This window comes from Streptomyces bambusae (assembly GCF_019400985.1).
Classification (GTDB): Bacteria; Actinomycetota; Actinomycetes; order Streptomycetales; family Streptomycetaceae; genus Streptomyces; species Streptomyces bambusae_A.
Window position 1 is genome coordinate 1 of record NZ_WTFF01000010.1, and the last position, 16,515, is coordinate 16,515.

Consider the following 16,515-nt stretch of genomic DNA (forward strand, 5'->3'; position numbering starts at 1 on the left):
AAGAGAAAGGACGCAAACCGGAGCCGCCCCGGTTCTGGGGGCCGGGGGAGTGTGAAAAAGAACCGCCCCAAGCCCCCGCCCCTAAACCCCGGGGGGGGCTGGATTGTGTGCGGCCCGTCAGGCCCCTACAGCCCCGCCGGCGTTTGAGGCGCGGGGGTCCGGGGGCGGAGCCCCCGGTTTCGGGAAGGGGCGGGTAGGGGAACAGCTCCGCGCAGCGGGGGCGGGGGACCCGCCGGGCGGGGGATGTGCGCCGCGCGGCACCCCCGGCCAGGGGCAGCGCGGGGGCACCCTGCCGTCATGCACGCCCCGACGCTCCCACCACTCCCCGCCCCCCTGCGGCAGGCCTGGGCCGAGCACGGCTCGGCGAAACGGTCCCTCGACCTCGTCGGCGCCCTGGCGCTGCTCGCCCTGCTCTCCCTGCCCCTGGCCCTGCTCGCGCTGGCCCTCGTACCGAGCGGCCACCCCTTCGTCCGCGAGCTCCGCCTCGGGCGAGCCGGCCGGCCGTTCCGTACCTGGCGCTTCCGGGCCGAGGGCGACCGGGTCGCGGCGGCTCTCGACCTGTGCGCCCTGGCCGGACTGCCGCAGCTGCTCAACGTGGTGCGGGGCGAGATGTCCCTGGTCGGCCCCTGCCCCCAGGCCCGTACGGAGCACCCCGAGCGGCTCCTCGTACGACCCGGCATGACGGGCCTGTGGCAGGTCAGCGCCCGCTCGGACCTACCCTGGGAGGAGATGTCCCTGCTGGACCGGCACTACGTCGAGAGCCACTGGCTCGGCATGGACCTGGCCATCCTCGCCCAGACACCGCGCGCAGCGCTCCGACTGAGGCGGGGAAGGCAGGCCTGAGCGACACAGATCACCGCCTGCACCGCTACAGTGCGGCCGTATAAATGGGTAACCTCAGGCTTGACTCAATAAGTTACCGCTTAGTAATGGCCCGCCCGAGGAGCCCCTCATGCAACTCGCCGCGATCATTGTGTCGCTGACCCTGACCGTGGTCGGCGTTGCACTCTTCGCCCGAGCCATCGCACAGATCTACCGGTTCGTGCAGATCGGCCAGCCCGTACCCGCGGGCAGCCGCACCGACAACTGGAAGGCCCGCACGGTCACCCTGGTCCGGGAATTCCTCGGCCACACGCGGATGAACCGCTGGGGCATCGTCGGCTTCGCGCACTGGTTCGTGGCGATCGGCTTCCTGACCCTGCCGCCGACCCTGGCGCAGGCGTACGGCCAGCTCTTCCAGGCGGACTGGACGCTGCCGGTCATCGGCAGCTTCCTGCCGTTCGAGATGTACATCGAGTTCATCGGCGTGATGACGATCCTGGGCATCCTCGTCCTGATCGCGATCCGCCTGCTGAGCCTGCCCTCCCGGGCCGGCCGCAAGTCCCGCTTCGCCGGCTCCAAGGCCTGGCAGGCGTACTTCGTCGAGTACGTCATCCTCACCATCGGACTCGCCATCTACGTGCTGCGCGGCCTGGAAGGCGCGATCCACCACGTGGACTCGTACGAGGCCGCGTACTTCGCCTCGTACCCGCTGGTCGTGGCCTTCGAGGGGCTGTCCGTCAGCACCCTGCAGAACCTGCTCTACTTCACCGCCATGGTGAAGATCAGCGTCTCCCTGATCTGGATGATCACGGTCGCGCTCAACACCAACATGGGTGTCGCCTGGCACCGCTTCCTCGGCTTCCCGAACATCTGGTTCAAGCGCAACGCCGACGGCGCCAGCGCCCTGGGCGCGCTCCAGCCGATGACCTCGGGCGGCAAGGAGATCGACTTCGAGGATCCGGGCGAGGACGACGTCTTCGGCGTCTCCCAGGTCGAGCAGTTCTCCTGGAAGGGCATCCTCGACTTCTCCACCTGCACCGAGTGCGGCCGCTGCCAGTCGCAGTGCCCCGCCTGGAACACCGGCAAGCCGCTCTCGCCGAAGCTCCTGATCATGTCGCTGCGCGACCACGCGCACGCCAAGGCCCCGTACCTGCTGGCCGGCGGCGGCAAGACCATGGAGGGCGAGGAGAAGGCCTCCGAGGAGCAGCTGAAGGACGTGCCCGCGGCCGCGCTGGCCGAGGCCGAGCGCCCGCTGATCGGCACCGCCGAGGAGAACGGCGTCATCGACCCGGACGTGCTGTGGTCCTGCACCACCTGCGGTGCGTGCGTGGAGCAGTGCCCGGTCGACATCGAGCACATCGACCACATCGTCGACATGCGCCGCTACCAGGTGATGATCGAGAGCGCGTTCCCGTCCGAGGCGGGCACGATGCTCAAGAACCTGGAGAAGAAGGGCAACCCCTGGGGCCTGGCCAAGAAGCAGCGCGTCGAGTGGACCAAGGAGGTCGACTTCGAGGTCCCGATCGTCGGCAAGGACGTCGAGGACCTCACCGAGGTCGACTACCTCTACTGGGTCGGCTGCGCCGGCGCCCTGGAGGACCGGGCCAAGAAGACCACCAAGGCCTTCGCCGAGCTGCTGCACATGGCGGGCGTCAAGTTCGCGATCATGGGCGGCGAGGAGAAGTGCACCGGTGACTCGCCGCGCCGCCTGGGCAACGAGCCGCTGTTCCAGCAGCTGGGCCAGGAGAACGTCGCGATGCTGAACATGGCGTTCGGCGAGGACGAGGACGACGAGTCGACTCGTAAGCCGAAGTCGGCGAAGAAGATCGTCTCGACCTGCCCGCACTGCTTCAACACCATCGCCAACGAGTACCCGCAGCTCGGCGGCGAGTACGAGGTCATCCACCACACGCAGCTGCTCCAGCACCTCATCGACGAGGGCAAGCTGGTCCCGGTGACCCCGGTGGACGGTCTGATCACGTACCACGACCCCTGCTACCTGGGCCGCCACAACAAGGTCTACACGCCGCCGCGCGAGATCATGGACGCCGTCCCGGGCCTGCGCCAGCAGGAGATGCACCGCCACAAGGAGCGCGGCTTCTGCTGCGGCGCCGGTGGTGCGCGGATGTGGATGGAGGAGCGGATCGGCAAGCGCATCAACAACGAGCGCGTGGACGAGGCCCTGTCCCTCAACCCGGACATCGTCTCCACCGCCTGCCCGTTCTGCCTCGTCATGCTGACCGACTCGGTCAACGGCAAGAAGAACGACGGCCAGGCCAAGGAGTCCGTGCAGGTCGTGGACGTGGCCCAGCTGCTGCTGGAGTCCGTCAAGACCCCGCCGCCGGCCGAGCCGGCCGCGGACGCGGAGCCGAGCGAGCCGGAGCCGGCGCCGGCGAAGTGACGCCGGCCGCCTACGTGCGGCGCGCCTGACGGCGCAGCGAACGGCCGGTCCTGCCCCCCGTGGCAAGACCGGCCGTTCGCCGTTCACAGGTCCCCGGTCAGGCCCGGCCGGCCTTCCCGGGGACGTTCTCGGGGAGGGCGCTCTTCGGGACGGTGTACTGCCCGACCAACCGGCCGCCGAAGTCGTACACCCAGCTGTCACCACCGCGCTTGCCGTCGACCACGACGAACTTCACGCGCCGGCCGTCCTGGACGAGTCGGTAGGTCCAGCCGGTGTCGTAGGCGCTGGGGTGCCTGAGATCGAGGACGGCGAGGGTGACGAGACGGTTGCCGTTCGGCGCGGAGATCTCGACACGCTTGCCGTTCGGGCCGTCCACGAGCTTGGCGAGCCGCCCCTCCCCGACGGCGACGAGCACGGAGCTCTCCGCGGCCTTCTTCTTCGTGACGGTCGGGGAATCGGCGAACGCGGCGCCCGCGGGGAGGGCAAGGGCGATGGTGGCCGCACCGGTGACGGTGACGGTGACGGCGGCGGCTCGAAGGAGGGTGTTCCGGCGGGGGGCACGCATGTCGTGGCACTTCCTCGTGGTCTTCGGGGGCGGCTGCAACGCAACGCATCCGAAGCTACGAGCCCGATATGTGGATATCTCGTCGAGTACGTAACAGCCACCCATAGACCCCCGCACAACCCTGCAAACCGGACATGCACTGCCCTCCCCGGCATCCCCTAAGGGATGTCACAGGTCAGCCGCAAAGGGCGCATCTTCCGGCCGCCCGTCCACGACCGCCCGCCGGACCAGGTACGTTCGATCACGTGGCTGGATTCAGGATCGGACGCGGACGGGACGACAACCGCGGTCCTCAACACCCCCCGCGGCAGCAGCCGTACGGTCAGCAGCAACCGCCGCAGGCGCCGTACGGCCAGCAGCCCTACCCCCCGGCGGGCCCGCCCCCGCAGCAGCAGTGGCCCCAACAGGGCCCCGGCGACCACGGCGAGCCGGAGTACTTCGACCCGCACGGGGCCCCGCCGTACGGCCACGGGCACGGGCACGGCGGCCACGGGGCGCAGCCCCCGTACCCGTACCCTCAGCACCCGGCCGACGGCAGCGCGTACGCGAACAACCCGGGCCACACACAGGCCTTCGCCTTCGGCGAGGACCCGTACAGCCAGGGCGCGACGTACCACGCCGGCGCCGCCGCGGCCGCGCCCGTAGGCCCCCGGCTGCCCTGGAAGGCGCTGCTGCGCGGCATCGTGCTGCAGCCGGGGCCGACGTTCCTCCAGATGCGCGACTACGCCGTCTGGGGCCCCGCGCTGATCGTCACCTTCCTCTACGGGCTGCTGGCCGTCTTCGGCCTGGACGAAGCCCGCAAGGACGTGATCAACGCGACCCTGTCCCAGGCCGTCCCGATCGTCCTGAGCGCCGGAGCCGCCTTCGTCATCTGCGGGCTGCTCCTCGGCGGCGTCACCCACACGCTGGCCCGCCAACTGGGCGGCGACGGCTCCTGGCAGCCGACCGTGGGCCTGTCCATGCTGGTCATGTCGGTCACCGACGCGCCCCGCCTGCTGTTCGCCCTCTTCCTGGGCGGCGACAACATGCTGGTCCAGGCCCTCGGCTGGGCCACCTGGGTCGCGGCCGGCGCCCTCTTCACGTCCTTGATCAGCAAGTCCCACGACCTGCCGTGGCCCAAGGCCCTCGGCGCGTCGGCGATCCAGCTGATCGCCCTGCTGTCGATCATCAAGCTGGGCACGCTGTAACACCGGCACGCGCCGGGGGCACGGCAGTCCGTACGACGAACAGCACACACGACGAGGAGGGGCCGGCGTCCGTTTCCGCCGGCCCCTCCTCGCGTTCTCGCCTTCTCGCGTCCTCGGTCAGGCGTCGAGAACCTGGCCCTCCCGCTTGACCACGGGGGGATTGACGGATCTTAAAAATGGACTGAATGACGGTAGTAACCTGCTGCGGTACAGACGGACCAGGCCGCAGGCAGGGGAGGCCCCGATCATGGCGCGCAAGGTGGGCATCTACACGCGGATCTCGCGTGACGACGAGGGCGAGGCCCTGGGCGTCGCCCGCCAGCGGACGGACTGCGAGCGCCTGGCGGACCTGCGGACCTGGCAGCCGGTGAAGGTCTACGAGGACAACGACGTCTCGGCGTTCAAGCGCAACGTCGTCCGCGAAGAGTTCGAGCTGATGCTCAAGGACCTGAAGGCCGGCCTGATCGACGGAGTCGTGTCGTACGACCTCGACCGCCTGGCCCGCCAGCCCCGCGACCTTGAGCGCCTGATCGAGATCTTCGACGACCGTCCGCGGCTGGAGTTCGCGACGGTCACCAACGACGTGAACCTCGGCACGGCCGACGGACGCACGATGGCCCGGATCATGGTGGCGTTCGCCAACAAGTCGTCGCACGACACGTCGCGGCGCATCAAGCGCAAGCACCTGGAGCTGGCACAGCAGGGCAAGAGCAACGGCGGTCCGGCACCGTACGGGTGGCGGAAGGACGACCGCGACAAGGTGGACCCCGAGGCGGCAGTGCACATTCGCGCGGCACAGAAGGAAGTGCTTGCCGGGGTCCGCATCGGCACCGTCCGCACGCGGTGGCAGGAAGAGGGACTGGGCAACCCTCGCGCCGGCACCAAGCGCATGGCCCACCATCACGTCGAGCACATCCTGACCAACCCGAGGTTGGTGGGATACCGGACGTACCACGGCGAGATCCTGCACGGCGAGGACGGCAAGCCCGTCAGGGGCGAGTGGGAGACGATCAACACCCCCGAGGAGTGGGAAGCCGTCTGCGCGGCCATCGCCGAGCGTAAGCAGAGCAAGGCCGGCCAGACCCTCGCACGCAAGTACCTGCTCTCCGGCATCGCCCGCTGCGGCCTGTGCAAGAGCAAGATCCGGGGCCAGGTCAACCACAAGTGGAAGCCGGGGTCCAAGGGCGCGCAGTACACCTACCAGTGCTCCAAGGTGAACGGCGGTTGCGGCAAGGTCGGCCGCGTCGGCGAGCCCGTGGACAAGCTCATCGCACGCCTCGTACTCCAGGAGCAACGCGAGAAGGCCGCCACGACGGCCGTGCCGACCGAGGAACGCTGGCCCCGGGAAGCGGAGTTGGAATCACTCCTCCTTGACATCGCCCAGCTCATCGAGGCCGAGAAGACCAAGACGATCACCGTCTCCACGCTCCTGCAACTGCTGCCCGACAAGGAGCGCGAGCGGGACGCCCTGAAACTGGAACGAGCCCGCTTCTACAAGGAGCAGAAGCAGGCGGAGGCCAAGGGCAGCACGGCCGACCTGTCCGAAGCAGAGTTCTTCGACCTCCCCATCGAACGACAGCGAGAGATCGTGCTGCACAGCCTGACGGCTGTGATCGTCCACCCCGCAGGACGAGGCAAGCGGAAGTTCGACCCCGACTTGATCGACCCTGTCTGGCGTTGACTGAGAGAGCCCCGGTGATTCACTGGGGCCTCATCCGCTGGTGGGCAAAGATGCCGCGCGTCCTCCACCAGATCGCTCACGCCCTCCAAGGGCCCAGAACGCGCACTGCCCCGCCGTCGTGACATGCCGGCAGGGCAGTGAGGCATGGCGCAGGCAGGGACACCAACCGGTGAGCAGCCCGGCACGGGGGCACCTCCCGCAGAACCTCGGCACGGAAGGCCACAGGGCCCATACGCCAAGGGCTACAGTGCTTCCAGGTTCGGCTTGGCCGGCTCGCCCGACTTACTTACTGGAGGCAAGACGGACCAGGGGAAGTTGATCCAGTCGTCGGTCTTCTTCCACACGTACTCGCACTTCACGAGCGAGTGGGACTTCTCGTAGATGACCGCGGAGCGGACCTCGGCCACGTGGCCGAGGCAGAAGTCGTGCACGAGCTTCAGCGTCTTGCCCGTGTCGGCGACGTCGTCGGCGATCAGGACCTTCTTGTCGCTGAAGTCGATCGCGTCGGGCACCGGCGCGAGCATGACGGGCATTTCCAGGGTGGTGCCGACGCCCGTGTAGAACTCCACGTTCACGAGGTGGATGTTCTTGCAGTCCAGCGCGTAGGCGAGGCCGCCCGCGACGAAGACACCGCCGCGCGCGATGCTCAGGATGATGTCCGGCTCGAAGCCGTCGTCGGCGATCGTCTGGGCCAGCTCGCGCACGGCTCGGCCGAAGCCCTCGTAGTCGAGGTTCTCGCGTACTACGTCACTCATGCCGGTCGCCTCACCTGGGTGCGGTGGAAGTTCTGGAAGGAGCGCGAGGCGGTCGGCCCGCGCTGGCCCTGGTACCGGGACCCGTAGCGCTCACTGCCGTACGGGAACTCCGCGGGCGAGCTGAGCCGGAACATGCACAGCTGCCCGATCTTCATCCCGGGCCACAGCTTGATCGGGAGCGTCGCGAGGTTCGACAGCTCCAGGGTCACGTGGCCGGAGAACCCCGGATCGATGAATCCGGCAGTCGAATGGGTCACGAGCCCCAGCCGCCCGAGACTGGACTTCCCCTCCAGTCTGGAGGCGATGTCCTCGGGCAGCGAGATGACCTCGTACGTCGAGGCGAGCACGAACTCGCCGGGGTGCAGGATGAAGGCCTCGTCCCCGTCGGGCTCGACCATCCTGGTGAGGTCGGGCTGCTCGATGGCGGGGTCGATGTGGGCATAGCGGTGGTTCTCGAAGACCCGGAAATACCGGTCGAGCCGCACGTCGATGCTGGAGGGCTGCACCATCGACTCCTCGAACGGGTCGATGCGTACCCGTCCGCTGTCGATCTCGGCCCGGATGTCCTTGTCTGAGAGAAGCACGTCCCGAGGATACGCAGAGCGCGCCGGGCACCCCCAATCGAGCACCCGGGCGCGCCCGCCCTCCGCTACTCCCCGCTACTCTCCGCTACCGCTTCAGCGCTGTCACGGGCACGGCGTGGCGCAGCCGCGCACACCGGGGACAGCGGATGAGCCGCCCGGGGCCGAGGCGGCCGGGGCCGAGCTGCTGCATCGGAAACGAAGAGGTGCTGAAGACGTGCCCTTCGGCACAACGGACGACGGTGTGCTCCATCGAGTCCCTTTCCCCACGAGCCGTACTGCGACGAATCGCCACATTAGGGGATGATCGGGACCCGCTCCAGCCGCCGCTCCGCACCCCCACGGTACGCCCCAACCCACCACCGCACAGCCCCTCGTACCCCTCGGACAACACGAGAGCCCCTGGGCGGATTCACCAGGGGCCAGCAATGGGGTACAGTGTGCAACGATGCGGAATCCAGACAACTGGCCCGCTGTGCGGATGTAGTTTAATGGTAGAACATGAGCTTCCCAAGCTTATAGCGCGGGTTCGATTCCCGTCATCCGCTCTCGAACGAAGCCCCAGGTCAGCGACCTGGGGCTTGTTTGTTGTCTAGACCTCTCCAGCCTTGCCCTGCCCTCCGTGTGCCCCAACTCGCGGGAATGCCCTACCCAGAGGGCCTTCGGCGCACCACTTGCACCAGGTCAGCCCCAGGCCACCTCGCATCATGAGACGCATTTTCAGTGACCTGCGTCACAACCGACTGCTGTGGGGCAAATTCGCAGTCGCCGTGCGCCGACCGCCAGCGGGCGGAGGGGCGGCGCCTGATCCATGCCCGCCGATGGGGCGCAGCACGGCCAGCCGGAGGTCGCGAACGGTGATCGCAGGGTGACGCATTGTCAGTGCGCGGTGCTTTCATGGACCAGTTGCGCAGGGAGGCGTGACGCGACTGATGAGGGGGACGCAGCAGTGCCCGTGATCGAGGAGTACGTGAAGGCGGACGGCACCGTGGTCAGGAGGCACACCCGCCTCCCCGCGGGTGCGCGCCGGGAGACGGTGATCCTGGGGATGATCGTGGCCGGAGTGTTCATCTTCGGCAGCGGCAACACGGCTGCCACCGGCACGCAGCAGGGCCATGAGCTGTTACCTCAGCCCCAGGCGACCACGGTGTACCCGATCAAGTGGCCGGGGTGGGACAAGCCGGCGGTGCGACCGACACCGACGGTCTCGTACCCGATCGTCTTCCCCAGCTCGGGGAGCGGGCGGTGAGCCGCCGTCCGGCCCGACGCCGCTCGGGCGCCGGGCGCCGTCCACGGCGGCACAAGGGCGCGGTGCCGGTCGAGCTGTGGATGCTCGTGCTGATCGCGGCGATGGTCTTGAGTCTGGTGCTGGCGGTGCTGTCGTGGCTGGCCGCGCATCCCTGGGTCGTCGCTCTCCTCCTCCTGGCAGCAGCTGGTGCGGGCGCTGTGTGGCTGCATCGGCGACAGGAGGCCGCGCGGTGGGACCGGGTCCGGGCTCAGGGGCTCCGGTACGCGGTCGAGCAGCTCGACGGCCTTCACCACCGCCAGTTCGAGTTCGCCGTCCGCGACCTGATGCGCCGCGACGGATGCGGTGACGCCCAGCAGGTCGGCGGGCGCGGCGACAACGGGGCGGACGTGAAGGCGACCGACCCCTTCGACCGGCTCTGGGTGATCCAGTGCAAGCACCGCAAGGCCGGCTGGTCGGGCTCCGCCGTGGGCACCCCCGATCTTCAAGTGCTCAACGGCACCGGCCGCCAGATACACGGCGGCGACGTCCTGGTCATGCTCACCAACGGCCGCTTCTCCGCACCGGCCCTCGACTTCGCCAAGTCCCAGCACCTGCACCTGGTCGACCGCAAGCTCCTCGCCCAATGGGCGAGCGGCTCCCGCCCTCTCTGGGAACTCCTCCGCGCCGTCCCGCCACCCCGAAAGCCCACATCACTGTCCTGACCCTGCGAGAACGGCCCGGCCCTGGACCACAGCCGGTAGGGATGCGCCGGTGGGGTGGGTGCAGCATGTGCTGCACCCACCCCACCGTGGAATGTCGTTGCGACCCGTGGGTTCAGTCCAGCCCAAGGGCTTCGAGGTGAGCGAGGAAGGCCGCGACCAAGCGAGGGCGCGTGACGTCGGGGACAGGCTCGTCCAGGGCGTCTTCCTCAATGCCCCACTCGGTGTTGAAGGTAATAGCCTTGTCCTGAGGCACGACCTGGTCCCGGAGCCAGACGACGAAGTTCGCGGCTTCTTGTGCGGTGCAGTTCTTCACCGCCACTCCCTCCGGGGATAGAAGTGCGAAACCCTCCAACTCCTCTTCGTCGAAGGTGACCCCAAACTGCAGGCTGGTGTTGCGGACTGGGCCTGTGTTGCCTTCGTCGAGCTGCAGGAAGGCTTCAGGGTCTCGTGCAAGCAGGTAGGACCTGAAGCTGTCGAAGGTGAGTCCCCACGTTTCTCCGTCAATGGGTGTGAAGACGTACATCGTGCGGAGTTCGGCAAGGTCGGAGGGGTTCACGCGGGTGCTCCTTGGCGTAGAGAAGCGGATCAGGGGACGTAGCGGGCGTAGCCCTTGACGCCGTATGCGGCCATCATGACGCGCCAGTAGGAGACGGAGTCGGGATTGTTGGTGTCCACTTCGACTCCGCGCATCTCGGTGTTTCGGGGGTCGAGAAGGGCCGCTGCGTACTTGGTCACCGTCCACGACCTCACGACCCGACCCGGCACTCCCTACGCCCAGGAGATCACCGACGGCCTCACACCCGAGGTCCGCGCGCTCGCTACGCGCTTGATCACCAAGGTCTGACTCTGCTGTATCCCTTTGGGGCGGGCGCCCTTCGAAGCCAGCCCCAAAGGGATCGTCACTGCCGGCGTGCCGCTACCGCGGTGACGGGAGCCAAGAGATCGATGGCTTCCTCCCAGGGATAGCGCTCGGCCCCGCCGCCGGACTTCGGCCGGTGGGGTTCATAGTTGCCGACCAGGACGCCCATTTCGCGGAGTTCGGCGAGGCTGCGTTGGTACGCCCGGTGGGAGGCCAGCGCCGTGTTCACGTACGGCATCACCACCGTGGGGATGCCCATGCCCGGCGCCTCGCACAGGATGCCGAGGGCCAGGTTGTCCGCGAATCCGGCCGCCCACTTGTTGACCGTGTTGAAGGTGGCCGGTGCGACGGCGATGGCGTCGGCCGGCGGGAACGGCCGTGCCTCGCCGGGTGAGCGCCACGCCGAGCGGATCGGGTAGCCGGTCTGGGCCTCGACAGCAGCGACGTCCAGGAAGCCGAGGCCCTGCGGGGTGGCGATCACGCCGACGTCCCAACCGCGGTCCTGCGCGGCAGTGATCAGCCTGCCGATGTCGCCGGCGACTCCGGCGGCGCACACGACGACGTACAGGAAGGGCTTGGACTGCGGGTCGGTCACGCGGGTACTCCCAGTCGGCGGCTGAAGTGGTGGAGCTCTGGCAGCGTACGACGACGGTCCCGGGCGGCCATGTCCGCGACCAGCTCGCGGACGGCGGGACGGCGTACGTCCTGGGCGGCGCAGGTCTCGGCGATCCGCAGCGCCTGGTAGCCGTCCGCGAGTCGGCCCTGCTGGGCGTAGGCGCGGGCGGTCTCGATCCAGAGGGCGGCTCTGCGCTCGGGGACAGGGATGTGGCGGCGCATGAGCGGGCGGGCTGCATCGAGGGCGATGCCCGCGTCGCCGAAGGACACCGCCGCGCTGATCTGGTGCAGTGCGACGTTGGTCGGGCTGAAATTGGCCCAGGCATCGGGCTGGTCCAGGGCGACGTACTGCGCCACGTCCTTGGCCTCGGCCACGAACTCGCTGGTGGCTGCTCGGTCGCCGGCTCGGCTCGCGGCGGTGACTCCGCGCAGCAGGAGCAGACCGAGGACGGCGAGATGGTGAGCCCTGTAAGACCCGCGCTTGGCGGATCAGCTCACCGATGCGGTGCGCCTCGCCCCGTGTGTCGGCCATCTGCGCCACGGCCCCTTCTGCCGAGACCGATCCTGCCTGCCCAACCGAGCCTAGCCGCAAGGAACTTGGACGCTATGCACAACGTGCATACGCAATGCAGGAGCCGCACAGGACATCGCGGAGGCCGTCCATGAGCCGGTTGCCTGGTCGCACCGCACCCCTCCAGGAGGCCGCCCGCGGGCCCGCAGCCCTCCGCCTACTGGCGCGACCTCGACAGCTCGGCGGTGACTTCGTGATCCTCACCGGACCGGCGATCGCCGCCGCCCGCGACGGGGGCCACATCACCATCGACCCGTACGACCCCGTCCGTCTCTCCCCCAACGCCTACGACTGGCGCCTCGGCAGCACCCTCCGCGTCTGCCAGGGCGACTTGGACGCCGCCGCCCCCACCGCCTTCCGCGAACTCACCCTCCCCGACGAGGGCTACGTTCTGGAGCCGGTCCACCTCTACCTCGGCCACACGCTGGAGCGGACCGGCTCCTCCCGGCGCCCGCGCCGCCATTCGAGTGCTATAACGGCCCACACATTGCTTCAGGTTGGGCCCAGACCCGTACGCAGCAGGTCCAGGAAGACGGTGGCGGCGGGGCTGGAGGGGCCGTCCGTCCGCCAGGCCAGAGCGACCCGGCCGCGTAGCCGCGGCTCGGTGATCTGCAGCGTCCGCAGCCCGAAGGCCGACGCCGTACCGGCGGGGAGGGCCGGGACCACCGCGACGCCGAGACCGCGGGCGGCGAGCTGGGCGAGGAACAGCGGAGCGGCCGCCTCAAAGGCGATGCGGGGCTGGAACCCGGCCCGCGCGCACGCGCGGTCGAGCACCCCGCGCAGCCCTGTGCCGCGCGGCAGGCTGATCAGCGGGCGATCGCGGAGCTCGGCCAGCGGAATGGTGGTGCGGTCCGGGGGTGTGAGGGCGGGGTCGTCCGGGGCGACGGCTGCGACCAGGGGTTCGTCGACCAGGACCTGGAGGGAGATGCCTGGCGGGGGTTCCTCGGCCGCGAGGCCGATCACGGCGATGTCGAGTTCCCCTCGGTGCAGTGCGGTGAGCATCCGCTCCGAGGTGTCCTCGGTCAGGGCGATCTCCACGCGGGGGTGGTCCTCGTGGAAGCCGGCCAGGAGCCCGGCCAGGTCGAACCGGTGGGCTGCCGCGGCCGCGCCCGAGACGAGGCCGAGGGTGACGTGTCCGCGCAGCAGACCGGTGAACTCGTCCGCGGTCTGACGTACCGCTTCGACGGCGGTGAGCGCGGCCCGCGCGTACGGCAGGACGGCCTCGCCCACCTCGGTCAGGGTCACCGACCGGCCGGAGCGGTCGAGCAGCGGGTGCCCGAGTTCCTTTTCCAGCTGGCGGACTTGGGCACTCACCCCCGGCTGCGCCAGGTGCAGACGGGCGGCGGCTCGGGTGAAGTTGGCTTCCTCCGCGACGGTGACGAAGTACCGCAGCTGCCGAATGTCCATAACTGATCATTCTAGTTGCGAGACATGCAAACTCTTGGACTTATGGCGGGGCTACCGGGAGCCTTGAGGCCATGGGGAACACGACGGGCCGGAGACCAGCGGCGGACATCAGAGCCGCGATCGCAGCCGAACGCCGGGAGCTGGCGGCCGTACTGGACGGCCTGTCACCGGAAGAGTGGGAGGCGCCGACCCTGTGCGGGGGGTGGCGGGTACGGGAAGTCGCGGCCCACATGTCGATGGGGTTTCGGTACTCGTTTTCCAAGATGGCGTGGGAACTGATCAGGGCGCGAGGCAATCTCCACCGGATGACCGATCGATGCGCCCGTGAAGACGCGGCCACCCACTCGACGCGTGAGCTCGCCGCATTGCTGAGTGACAACGCGGATCACCCCTGGAAGCCGCCGGTCGGCGGGATCGAGGCGGCCTTGGGCCACGACGTGATCCATGGCCTGGACATCACCGTCGCGCTGGGCCTCGAGCGCCGCGTTCCCGAGGATCGCGTGCGCATCCTCCTGGAGAGCGTCGACACGAGGACCCTCAAGTTCTTCGGAGCCGACCTAAGCGGCATCGAACTCCGCGCCTACGACCTCGACTGGTCCTTCGGTACCGGAACGCCCCTGTCCGGCGCCGCACAGGATCTCCTCCTTCTCGCATACGGCCGACGGCTCCCACCGGGACACCTACGCGGTGCACCGGGCGATCGCTTCCTCGCGGCGCAGGCGTGACGGCGGCGATCCCCGCCCCCCTCGCTCAGGGCCGTCGACCGGACCTGGCCCCACAAGCACCCATGTAATGGAGCCATGCAATGGAGCCGACGAACATGCGCATCCGACTCCTCCAAGGGCTCGCCCTGCTCGCCACCGGCCTCCTCGCCGGCGCATTCGGCTACGGCGCGGCCAACCTCGTCCCCACCTTCAACGCGGTACCGCTCGACATGCGGCTGTCGTTCCACGCCGAGCTGATGAAGATGAACGGCATCACCATGCAGGCCGCGATGGCGGTGTCGACGCTGAGCTCCCTCGCTCTCGCGACCCTGACGCGCGGCCGCGCCCGGCTGATCGCGGGTACGGCAGGTCTGCTGACCCTCGCTTCTTTCCTGACAACTCGGCTCGGGAATGTGCCGATCAACGGCCGGATCAAGGAGTGGGCGCTCACCTCGGCACCGGTCGACCAGGCGGAGATCCTGCGGCGCTGGGAACTCTTCAACAACCTGCGCACGCTCACCGCCCTCACCGCGTTCGCTCTGCTGATCAGCCTCTCCCTGAGGCAACCGCCGGCCGGCCGGAAGCAGCTGCAGGCCACCCCCGCCTGAAGACGATCAGGGGGCTCGGCCGTGCCACAACGTGCCAGTAGGGGCGGTGAACAGCGGTGTACAAGAGGCCGGACCGGGCGCGCAGGACGGGACCGATAGGGAACGTTCTCGCAGGTCAGAGGCCACATGAAGGCCCAAGTGCCGGGTGATTCCCAAGCTTATGGCGCGGGTTCGATTCCCGTCATCCGCTCGTGAACGAAGGCCCAGGTCAGCGACCTGGGCCTTCGTTATTGTCTAGGCCTCTCGAAGGCTGTCGTGCCCTCCACGTGCCCCATCTCGCAGGAATGCCCAGTTCGTTCCACTCTCCTCGGCACCCGCCTCCAGGACGCGCCCGACGCCCTCCGCAAGCGCCTCGACTCCCTCGCCGCCGGCGAGCGGGGACTCGGCCGCCTCCGCGAGGCCGAGCTACGAGACCGCGCCCAGCAGCTCGCGCGGCGGAGCCGGCGGCAGGGACGATGACACGAGTGTGCCGGCATCGTGCGGCGGCACGTTCGTCATGTTGGGCAGCTCGGCTGGACTGGTCCGGTTACGGTCCGGGTCGGCGCCTCGTTCGAGGCGGTGGGGGCGTTGCACAGTGCGCGGGATCACCGGTGAGCCTGCCCCTTCGGGCCTGGTCATCGCACCCCGTCGAGTGGTCACACGCGCACCGAACTGGTTGATCGTTTCGGCGGGTGACGGCGTACGGCCACATGGGTGAGCCGGCGGTGATCTTGTTCCAGCCTCTCTTGGCGGAGGGCTACAAACCCTGGTGCGGCCCTGGTCCGGGGCTGTCATTCGATGCCGGATTCCGTGTGCCGCTGCCCGCACCCGCCCCCGGGACAAGGCTGCGGCATGCGCTCCGCCCTTTTCGATGCCAGGAACGGTTCACCATGAAGATCACGACAGCGCGGCGCCTGCTCGCCGCCGCCGCACTCGCCCTCGCCACCGCCGCGGGTGCCACGACGCCCGGACAGGCGGTGCCCGCCGCACCCGCACAGCCGGCGGCCGGCACAGCCGCAGCGTCTCTTCCCGGCTACCAGGTGTTCAACGGCGGGCCGGCCACCACGGACAACTTCGCCCGGATGTATATGGCCTGCCCGGAAGGGAAGGTCGTCGTCGGCGGCGGCGGCGAGGCCCAGGGGCCCGACGGCCTGCTCCTCGGCAGCTTCCCCAGCTACGACGGTGGCACGTACCGGTGGAACGTCGTGGCACGCCAGGACGGGCAGAGCCAGGTGACCACGACCGGGCACATCATCTGCGTCGACAGCGCCGCCCTGCCCGGATACCAGATCGTCAGCCAGCCCTCCGCCAATGTGTCCAACGGAGGCTCGCGCGAGGTCTCCTGCCCGTCGGGGAAGGTGGTCGTGGGCGGCGGAGCAGAGGCCCTGGGGCCGAGCGCGACGCTCCGCTACAGCGTCCCCATCCCGGCCGGGAGGGTCCCGTACTACATGTGGACGGCGAGCGGACGGTCGCTCTCCGAGAGCAGCGTCGGCCTCGCCGTCACCGCGATCTGCGCAGACCCCGTGCCTGGATACGAAATCATCACGGCGCCCAGCGCGGAAACCCCCAACCCCAACCGCCTCACCGTGACCTGTCCCCAGGGGAAGGCCATCCTGAGCGGAGGCCCCGGCGGTTACAACAGCGCCGTCGTCAGCGCCAGCCGTCCTGAATTCATCAGCTCCGACGCCGGCTACCGCTGGATGACGTCCGTCCGCGAACCCTCCCGCTCGACCGCCATCAGCAGCGCGAGCGCGATCTGCGCGAGCGTCTGACCCCGCCCGTTCCCGCCCCCCCGAGGTGCAAGCCGGTCATAGGAGGCCGTGCCACAAC

The 16,515-nt window shown here is 69.1% G+C and carries 17 protein-coding genes, 1 tRNA gene and 2 pseudogenes; 12 read left to right on the top strand and 8 right to left on the bottom strand.

The annotated features are described in order from the left end of the window. The first annotated feature begins 297 nt into the window (after window positions 1-297). Window positions 298-843 (top strand): sugar transferase, encoded by a 546-nt coding sequence (locus GPJ59_RS03060; protein WP_219664765.1) that lies wholly within the window; start codon window positions 298-300, stop codon window positions 841-843. A 109-nt stretch (window positions 844-952) separates the two neighbouring features. Then, a complete protein-coding gene (locus GPJ59_RS03065; RefSeq protein WP_219664766.1) occupies window positions 953-3,223 on the top strand; it encodes a (Fe-S)-binding protein in 2,271 nt (756 codons plus the stop codon). A gap of 97 nt (window positions 3,224-3,320) precedes the next feature. Here GPJ59_RS03065 and GPJ59_RS03070 read toward each other — a convergent pair whose 3' ends face one another. Continuing rightward, window positions 3,321-3,788: a hypothetical protein gene (locus GPJ59_RS03070; protein ID WP_219664767.1), complete on the bottom strand. Its 468-nt coding sequence runs from the start codon at window positions 3,786-3,788 to the stop codon at window positions 3,321-3,323. Between the two features lie 245 nt (window positions 3,789-4,033). Between GPJ59_RS03070 and GPJ59_RS03075 the strand changes: the two genes are divergently transcribed. Together GPJ59_RS03075 and GPJ59_RS03080 are read left to right on the top strand one after the other, a co-directional pair. Beyond that, window positions 4,034-4,975 (top strand): Yip1 family protein, encoded by a 942-nt coding sequence (locus tag GPJ59_RS03075; protein WP_219664768.1) that lies wholly within the window; start codon window positions 4,034-4,036, stop codon window positions 4,973-4,975. A gap of 247 nt (window positions 4,976-5,222) precedes the next feature. Next, entirely contained in the window at window positions 5,223-6,656 is a 1,434-nt protein-coding gene (locus tag GPJ59_RS03080) for a recombinase family protein (protein WP_219664769.1), read from the top strand. Between the two features lie 242 nt (window positions 6,657-6,898). Here the strand turns inward: GPJ59_RS03080 and GPJ59_RS03085 are convergent, their stop codons facing one another. Further along, window positions 6,899-7,411, bottom strand: a complete 513-nt coding sequence (locus GPJ59_RS03085; RefSeq protein WP_219664770.1) for a phosphoribosyltransferase — start codon at window positions 7,409-7,411, stop codon at window positions 6,899-6,901. Beyond that, window positions 7,408-7,995, bottom strand: a complete 588-nt coding sequence (dcd, locus tag GPJ59_RS03090) for a dCTP deaminase (protein ID WP_219664771.1) — start codon at window positions 7,993-7,995, stop codon at window positions 7,408-7,410. Before dcd ends, GPJ59_RS03085 begins: the two co-directional genes overlap by 4 nt. Window positions 7,996-8,469: 474 nt before the next feature. Here dcd and GPJ59_RS03095 point away from each other — a divergent pair. From GPJ59_RS03095 to GPJ59_RS03105, 3 genes are all read left to right on the top strand, one after another. Next, a tRNA-Gly gene (locus GPJ59_RS03095) sits at window positions 8,470-8,540 on the top strand. A 401-nt stretch (window positions 8,541-8,941) separates the two neighbouring features. Further along, window positions 8,942-9,241, top strand: coding sequence for a hypothetical protein (locus GPJ59_RS03100; RefSeq protein WP_219664772.1), 300 nt, complete (start codon window positions 8,942-8,944; stop codon window positions 9,239-9,241). Continuing rightward, a complete protein-coding gene (locus GPJ59_RS03105) occupies window positions 9,238-9,942 on the top strand; it encodes a restriction endonuclease (protein WP_308120098.1) in 705 nt (234 codons plus the stop codon). The genes GPJ59_RS03100 and GPJ59_RS03105 overlap by 4 nt, the downstream gene beginning before the upstream one ends. A gap of 112 nt (window positions 9,943-10,054) precedes the next feature. On the opposite strand, the gene GPJ59_RS03110 is transcribed toward GPJ59_RS03105, so the two are convergent. The 4 genes and pseudogenes from GPJ59_RS03110 to GPJ59_RS03125 form a co-directional block, all read right to left on the bottom strand. Further along, window positions 10,055-10,498: a hypothetical protein gene (locus GPJ59_RS03110; protein WP_219664773.1), complete on the bottom strand. Its 444-nt coding sequence runs from the start codon at window positions 10,496-10,498 to the stop codon at window positions 10,055-10,057. A gap of 29 nt (window positions 10,499-10,527) precedes the next feature. Further along, a complete protein-coding gene (locus GPJ59_RS03115; protein WP_258023779.1) occupies window positions 10,528-10,677 on the bottom strand; it encodes a restriction endonuclease fold toxin-2 domain-containing protein in 150 nt (49 codons plus the stop codon). Between the two features lie 164 nt (window positions 10,678-10,841). Then, a complete protein-coding gene (locus GPJ59_RS03120) occupies window positions 10,842-11,396 on the bottom strand; it encodes a flavoprotein (protein WP_219664774.1) in 555 nt (184 codons plus the stop codon). Continuing rightward, window positions 11,393-11,872 (bottom strand): annotated as a pseudogene (locus GPJ59_RS03125) (helix-turn-helix domain-containing protein); the annotation flags it as partial. The gene GPJ59_RS03120 and the pseudogene GPJ59_RS03125, both read right to left, overlap by 4 nt. A 308-nt stretch (window positions 11,873-12,180) precedes the next feature. Between GPJ59_RS03125 and GPJ59_RS37025 the strand changes: the two are divergent. After that, window positions 12,181-12,429: pseudogene (locus GPJ59_RS37025) on the top strand (dCTP deaminase domain-containing protein); the annotation flags it as partial. 50 nt (window positions 12,430-12,479) lie between these two features. On the opposite strand, the gene GPJ59_RS03130 reads toward GPJ59_RS37025, so the two are convergent. Continuing rightward, window positions 12,480-13,394 (bottom strand): LysR family transcriptional regulator, encoded by a 915-nt coding sequence (locus GPJ59_RS03130; protein ID WP_219664775.1) that lies wholly within the window; start codon window positions 13,392-13,394, stop codon window positions 12,480-12,482. A 71-nt stretch (window positions 13,395-13,465) separates the two neighbouring features. Here GPJ59_RS03130 and GPJ59_RS03135 point away from each other — a divergent pair, with 71 nt between their 5' ends. The 4 genes from GPJ59_RS03135 to GPJ59_RS03150 all read left to right on the top strand — a co-directional run bounded on the left by GPJ59_RS03135 (window position 13,466) and on the right by GPJ59_RS03150 (window position 16,457). After that, window positions 13,466-14,119 carry a maleylpyruvate isomerase family mycothiol-dependent enzyme gene (locus tag GPJ59_RS03135; RefSeq protein WP_219664776.1) on the top strand — a complete coding sequence of 218 codons (654 nt, stop codon included), beginning with the start codon at window positions 13,466-13,468 and terminating at the stop codon, window positions 14,117-14,119. A gap of 95 nt (window positions 14,120-14,214) precedes the next feature. Then, a complete protein-coding gene (locus GPJ59_RS03140) occupies window positions 14,215-14,706 on the top strand; it encodes a DUF1772 domain-containing protein (protein WP_219664777.1) in 492 nt (163 codons plus the stop codon). A 255-nt stretch (window positions 14,707-14,961) separates the two neighbouring features. Next, the gene (locus GPJ59_RS03145) at window positions 14,962-15,165 is read left to right on the top strand and encodes a hypothetical protein (protein WP_219664778.1); all 204 of its coding nucleotides are present in this window, start codon (window positions 14,962-14,964) and stop codon (window positions 15,163-15,165) included. Between the two features lie 410 nt (window positions 15,166-15,575). Continuing rightward, a complete protein-coding gene (locus GPJ59_RS03150; protein WP_219664779.1) occupies window positions 15,576-16,457 on the top strand; it encodes a hypothetical protein in 882 nt (293 codons plus the stop codon). The last annotated feature ends 58 nt before the right edge of the window (window positions 16,458-16,515 follow it).

Excerpts from the sequence above, each read along its gene's own strand:
- GPJ59_RS03060 (WP_219664765.1), top strand. The coding sequence starts at position 298 with ATGCACGCCCCGACGCTCCCACCACTCCCCGCCCCCCTGCGGCAGGCC.
- GPJ59_RS03065 (WP_219664766.1), top strand. The coding sequence starts at position 953 with ATGCAACTCGCCGCGATCATTGTGTCGCTGACCCTGACCGTGGTCGGC.
- GPJ59_RS03070 (WP_219664767.1), bottom strand. The coding sequence starts at position 3,788 with ATGCGTGCCCCCCGCCGGAACACCCTCCTTCGAGCCGCCGCCGTCACC.
- GPJ59_RS03080 (WP_219664769.1), top strand. The coding sequence starts at position 5,223 with ATGGCGCGCAAGGTGGGCATCTACACGCGGATCTCGCGTGACGACGAG.
- GPJ59_RS03085 (WP_219664770.1), bottom strand. The coding sequence starts at position 7,411 with ATGAGTGACGTAGTACGCGAGAACCTCGACTACGAGGGCTTCGGCCGA.
- GPJ59_RS03130 (WP_219664775.1), bottom strand. The coding sequence starts at position 13,394 with ATGGACATTCGGCAGCTGCGGTACTTCGTCACCGTCGCGGAGGAAGCC.
- GPJ59_RS03135 (WP_219664776.1), top strand. The coding sequence starts at position 13,466 with ATGGGGAACACGACGGGCCGGAGACCAGCGGCGGACATCAGAGCCGCG.
- GPJ59_RS03140 (WP_219664777.1), top strand. The coding sequence starts at position 14,215 with ATGCGCATCCGACTCCTCCAAGGGCTCGCCCTGCTCGCCACCGGCCTC.
- GPJ59_RS03150 (WP_219664779.1), top strand. The coding sequence starts at position 15,576 with ATGAAGATCACGACAGCGCGGCGCCTGCTCGCCGCCGCCGCACTCGCC.